The organism is Methyloceanibacter sp., assembly GCF_058506495.1.
This window is the reverse complement of record NZ_JBZMXT010000115.1, coordinates 1-5,195: the sequence shown is the minus strand read 5'-3', so window position 1 is coordinate 5,195 and position 5,195 is coordinate 1. Positions and strand designations below refer to the sequence as shown.

Here is a 5,195-nt window from a genome sequence, read left to right as displayed (position 1 = left end):
CCTTCAACCAGGATCGGAGAGCGTCAACGGGAGCGGCTTACGCCAGCTGTGGGGCCTTCAGGCGACCGCGGCCTGGCGAACACAAAAGACTTGGTTTGGGAGGTATTGGTGCTGCTGAACGTAAATCAACGCTGGCGCAGGGCCAGGTGTATCGGGCGAGGCGCGGCGGCTGCTATCGCTGTAGGGGCTGCCTTGCTCGTCGGGCCCGCCTTCTCGGTGGCCGAAGAGGCGGAGGCAAGCAAGCTTTCGATGGAGCTCAATAAGCTCGAGCCGAAAGACTCAGATTGCAGGGTCTTCTTCTTATTCGATAACAAGAGCGACCGCGCCTACGACAAACTGCAATTGGATTTTTACATCTTTCGCCGGGACGGCATTGTCAGCCAAAGCTTTACCGTCGATATCGCCCCGCTAAAGGCCAACAAGAAGTCTGTGAAGCGATACGACCTGTCGGATACAGATTGCGACGACGTCGGCAGCATTCTGATTAACGAAGTTGCGAAGTGCCAAGTCGGTTCGGAAGAAATCTCCGATTGCCTGGACGTCCTCTCCCTGTCGAGCAGGACTGACGCCGAACTCAGTAAGTAAGGATCTAGACCGTGGCAGTAGAACAGGAATTGGCCGTAGTCGCCGGAGGTCATGACTACTCCGTCTGGGGACTGCTGATGCAGGCAGACCCGGTGGTCAAGGGCGTGATCGTGCTTCTCGTCCTGGCTTCCGTGGCGTGCTGGGCAATCACATTCGAAAAGATCGTGCGGATCTCTTGGCTAAAGGCCAGCGTACGACGCCTCGCAAACGCTCGATCGAGCAGCGGGCGGGGCGGACTTACGGGCGCCGTGCTTTCGGCTGGCGAGGCTGAACTTGAGGCTGACCAAGACGACAGCCCGACCGAACGCCGCTTTCGCGTAGAGAACGCTATGCGGCATACGTTCAAGGCGCAGATTCAGAAGATCGAGGGCGGCCTGCCGTTTCTGGCGACGACGGGATCTGCTGCGCCGTTCATCGGGTTGTTCGGAACAGTTTGGGGCATCGTCAACAGCTTCACCGCCATCGCTCAGGAAAAAGACACGAGTCTCGCTGTGGTGGCCCCTGGTATCGCTGAAGCGCTGATCGTTACGGCAATCGGTTTGGCCGCGGCAATTCCTGCTGTGGTCGCATACAACCAGATTTCGGTCGCGTTGGGACGCGCTTATGCACGCGGCAATGATGCCATCATCGATATTGCTCGAGACCTCGCTACGGATGACGCCCAAGTTGAGCAGCAGGCGAAGCGCATGCGCGGCAGTAACGTGGAACCGCTTCGCGCTGGGAAGCCGTCGTAATGGGCATGTCCGTTGGCAGTAGCGGCGGGGCCGGCGACGAAGAAGGCTACCGCCCGATTTCGGAGATCAATATCACGCCAATGGTAGACGTGATGCTGGTGCTCCTCATCATTTTCATGATCACGGCGCCGTTGCTGGTCGCCGGCGTTCCTGTCGAACTCCCAAGCACATCTGCGGCCAAAGTCAGTCAGCCCAAGAAACCAATGATTGTCTCTCTCGCCCCTGACGGATCGATCTTTATCCGCGAGGATCAAGTAACCGTCGATACGCTTGTCCCGCGGCTCATAGCCCTTCGACAGGCTGAAGGCGACACAGTGGTGTATGTGCGCGGTGACAAGAACCGCTCTTACGGCGAGGTGATGGAGATCCTCGGCCGGGTCGGCAAGAGCGGCTATTCGCGCGTGTCCTTGCTGTCTCAGCCCAAGGCCGGCGAATAGGCCCCCCTGGTGATTGCTTATGGCGCTCAGTGTCCTTGCATGGTTAGCCTCAATCGCCGCTCACGGCCTCCTTGCGTTCGCACTGTTCATACCGATATCTGACGGGGCTGCGCTGGAGGAAGGCTCCGGTAGCGACATCATGGTCGTCGAGCAGGGCATCGCGATTGAGGGGCTCGCCAAGCTCGGCGAGGATGCTGTCTCCGTCGAGGCCGTGGAAGCCCCGCCCATGATGAGTTCGGTGGCCCAGCACCTTGAACAGGTAGAGGCGATCGAAGAGCAACAAGAATTGCCGGTTGAAGAGGTTCCCGAGGTCGAGCCGGTCGAGGACATGGTGCTCGCTTCCGAGACCGGCCCCGAAAACGAACTCGTCGAGCCTGTCGAGGAACTGGTTGACGAACCCGAGCAGGATCTGCAAGAGCAGCCGCTTCCTCAGCAGATTGCGGCAGTCGCGCAGCAGACCGTCATCGCCATGCGCGCGAGCTCAGGCGAGGTACTGAGGGGTGGCGACGTCACGGCGCATAGGGAGTATCTCGGCAAGCTTCGGACGCACCTGGAAGGGTCCAAGGTGAACCCACGCACCAAACGCGTTGGCACGACCGTGGTCCGCCTTACCGTCAAGTCCAATGGCGAATTGGTGAGAAACGAAGTCGTCAAGAGTTCGGGGTCAAAGGCTCTCGACAAAGCAGCACTGGCTTCAATCGAGAAAGCTGCGCCTTTTCCGTCGATTCCGATAGAGGTCGGGCAGGAAACCGTCACCGTCTCGGTCCCGTTTCGGTTTACGCTTCGCTGATGGACTGCCGTCGGCGGCTCAGTCGAACTCGTACCCAATAAAGATCTTCAGCGCGACATCCGAGGTCGCTTTGGTGAGGCCGAACTGCGCGCCGACACTCAGAGTCAACTCTTTGCTCTTTCTGTCGACATCGTAGAGTTCGTCGTCGAAATCGTCTTCCTTGCCGAACGTATAGTAGACGGCAGGCCCAATGCTGTGCTGCTGCAGGTCAAACGGCCCTGCGTTGGACATGTCCTCAATCTCACCGAACATCTCGACCGCTAGCCAGAGGCGCTCGCCGAACAGCTCTTTGCGCGCCTGCCAGCCATACTCGAAACCAAAACCCTCTTGATCGTTTTTGTCGCCGATCTCACGGAAGAACAGCGGATTGAGCACGAGCGTGTAGTTCGATTCGGAGAGCTCGACAATCGGTCCGATGTTGAGTTCGGGATCCGCTTCCTCACGCACCTCGAAGACGGGTTGCTCCGTACCTCCTTGAACCGCCAGTCCAAGCCCGTCCCCTTCGCGTGTGACAAGTTCGAACTGCGTTTCAAACTCGATAGAATTAAGCCGGAAGTGCTCGCCGGCCGGCTCGTCAAACACATGCGTCAACGCCACCAACCAAAATGTTGTTGGACTGTATTGAATTTCGAAGTCTTGGCTCTGCTTGAGCGGGGCGTCCCCGGGATCGGGTGATAGGTCGATACCTTCAATTTCGCCGCCAGCCGGCAGGCCGCGGTGCCAGGCGCCACGATATTGAAGCTGGGTCTCACCTTCATCGATGGTGGATTCTTGAATCTCGAATTCAGCAAAAGCCGCCTGCGGGGAAATCAACGCAAACACTAAGAGGACGATGAGGAGGCCGGCGCGTAACATCGTCAGTACTCAACAGCAAGCGTTATGCGCACGGCGGAGTTAGCCGATGCATCCGTCAAGCCAAAGAGCATCCCCGCGCCGAAGAGCCATTCCCTCTCGCCCTCGGGGTCGGAAAACACGTAGAGGCTGGGTCCAAGAACATGAATTTGCTCATTGAACGGGCCCGACTGCGCGAGCTCTTCAATCTCGCCGAAGCCCAGTACCGCAGCGCCCAAGCGCGGGCCAAACTGATACCGCAACTGCGCCGCGTACTCGAATCCCCAGCCGTCGCGATCCGCGTCCTCCCCGACGTCTGTCGCAAGTCTTGGGTTGAGGCTGAGCAGCCACGGCCCAGGCGCGTATTCCACCACCGGGCCGAACTCAAACTCGTCGGGGGCGTCTTCGTTAAGTGATTGCGAGTAAGGGCCGTAACCCAGCATGAGTGCCGCGCCGAATTCGCCGCCGTGACGCGGGATAAACACAAACTGCGTCTCAACACCCACGGAGGTAAATTGGAACGAACCGCCATCTGGCTCCTCGAAATTGGGAGTCAAACGTAGCATCCACCAGTCCGTCAAGCCGTACTGAAGCTCGAGCTCGTGACTCTGGCGCAGCAGATCACTCTCATCGTCCTCTTCCCTCGGCGGAAGTCCCCAATGAGAGGCGCCGCGATACTCAGCCTCGAAAGCGCCCTTTTCGGCATCGACTTCAGGGATCTCAAATTCGGCATGGGCGCTGGTGCCGGTAAGACCCACGATCGAAGGGATCAAGCCTGCCAGGACCGCGACGACGAACGCCGAGCCACGGACGGAAGCCGCATCTCGTCCGGCTGAAAACACCACCTTCTCCCTGGCCAACGGCCCCGGCGGTTGATCCACCGTTTTGCCAAACCTCTTGTAACTATAAGTCGGTTTGCAATGTCTCGTACACCGTCCCTGCCGCAGATTTCACGACCGCAGGAACGCCTACCTTGGAGCAAACTAAGGAACCGGCAGGCCCGTATGCCGCTGGAACACCCGTTTATCGCGTCAAAATGCAGTATAGATAGTCCTACCGCGTCCTTCAGCCGGGACATGGACCGCGGGTCGTTCGAATTGCGCCCGGACGCGTTTCGACGCGGCAGCCCAAAAGCGTTCTGCATCCCATGCGATACCGCACAAAGCTTCTGATCGCCGCCTGCCTGTTGCTCGCCATGTCATTATCGGCGGCGGCGTTCTCATATTGGGGTGTCGCCGAATCCCATAGCTATCTGATCCGGTCTCGCGTCGCCCACGAGCAGCTGGAGCGGCAGCTTCAGCTCTCGCGTCACAGCCAGCAATTGTTCAAAGCCTGGACGGATACACTGCTCACTGGACTGTCCGACCGGCCTCTAGGCGAGGCCCATCTTAAGAAAGTCATCGAGTCCGACCTGTCGGCCCTTGAGGAGCTCTCACGCCAGGAACTCGCCATCGTGGGCAACGAGGAAGGCAGGGCTGAACGGGCGGAAGTCACTCGGCTCGAGGCCATCCGCAATGAGTATCAGCGCATTCTGGACCAGCTATCCGAGGTCGATCAGCTGAGAAGCCGGGGGCGCCCAGACATCGCCTGGCAAAACCTGGTCGATCTTCTCAGAGGCGGACTCGATAGAAAGCTCAACGAATTGATCGAAGTTGCGGTGGCCGACGAAACGGCTGAAGTGCTCAGGATCGATGCCAACGCTACGCAGCTCCTGACCCGGCTGGAGAGGATCAGTGCGATTCACGCAGCGCTGGCGGTTCTCATCACGCTCGCCATCGCGTTCCTTCTGATCAGGGGGCTACGCGCACCGCTGGCGGC

The 5,195-nt window shown here is 59.1% G+C and carries 7 protein-coding genes; 5 read left to right on the top strand and 2 right to left on the bottom strand.

What is annotated here, in order from left to right; translation table 11 throughout:
• The 4 genes from AC33YF_RS12710 to AC33YF_RS12695 form a co-directional block, all read left to right on the top strand.
• Positions 1-585, top strand: a 585-nt coding sequence (locus AC33YF_RS12710) for a hypothetical protein (RefSeq protein ID WP_491777577.1), incomplete at its 5' end; no start/stop codon positions are given.
• A gap of 77 nt (positions 586-662) precedes the next feature.
• Entirely contained in the window at positions 663-1,319 is a 657-nt protein-coding gene (locus tag AC33YF_RS12705; protein ID WP_491777578.1) for a MotA/TolQ/ExbB proton channel family protein, read from the top strand.
• The gene (locus tag AC33YF_RS12700) at positions 1,319-1,756 is read left to right on the top strand and encodes an ExbD/TolR family protein (protein ID WP_491777576.1); all 438 of its coding nucleotides are present in this window, start codon (positions 1,319-1,321) and stop codon (positions 1,754-1,756) included. Before AC33YF_RS12705 ends, AC33YF_RS12700 begins: the two co-directional genes overlap by 1 nt.
• Before the next feature lie 19 nt (positions 1,757-1,775).
• Complete coding sequence (locus AC33YF_RS12695; protein WP_491777575.1) at positions 1,776-2,546, top strand: energy transducer TonB family protein; 771 nt, start codon at positions 1,776-1,778, stop codon at positions 2,544-2,546.
• Positions 2,547-2,564: 18 nt separating this feature from the next.
• Here AC33YF_RS12695 and AC33YF_RS12690 read toward each other — a convergent pair whose 3' ends face one another.
• Positions 2,565-3,401: a hypothetical protein gene (locus AC33YF_RS12690; protein ID WP_491777574.1), complete on the bottom strand. Its 837-nt coding sequence runs from the start codon at positions 3,399-3,401 to the stop codon at positions 2,565-2,567.
• Between the two features lie 2 nt (positions 3,402-3,403).
• On the bottom strand, positions 3,404-4,219 hold the full coding sequence (locus tag AC33YF_RS12685) for a hypothetical protein (RefSeq protein ID WP_491777573.1): 816 nt from the start codon (positions 4,217-4,219) through the stop codon (positions 3,404-3,406).
• Between the two features lie 305 nt (positions 4,220-4,524).
• On the opposite strand from AC33YF_RS12685, the gene AC33YF_RS12680 reads away from it, so the two are divergent.
• Positions 4,525-5,195 (top strand): hypothetical protein (locus tag AC33YF_RS12680; protein ID WP_491777572.1); only part of this gene is annotated, 671 nt, incomplete at its 3' end.

What these genes read in the sequence shown, in the direction of transcription:
- AC33YF_RS12700 (WP_491777576.1), top strand. Translation starts at nt 1,319, where the DNA reads ATGGGCATGTCCGTTGGCAGTAGCGGCGGGGCCGGCGACGAAGAAGGC.
- AC33YF_RS12705 (WP_491777578.1), top strand. Translation starts at nt 663, where the DNA reads ATGCAGGCAGACCCGGTGGTCAAGGGCGTGATCGTGCTTCTCGTCCTG.
- AC33YF_RS12690 (WP_491777574.1), bottom strand. Translation starts at nt 3,401, where the DNA reads ATGTTACGCGCCGGCCTCCTCATCGTCCTCTTAGTGTTTGCGTTGATT.
- AC33YF_RS12695 (WP_491777575.1), top strand. Translation starts at nt 1,776, where the DNA reads ATGGCGCTCAGTGTCCTTGCATGGTTAGCCTCAATCGCCGCTCACGGC.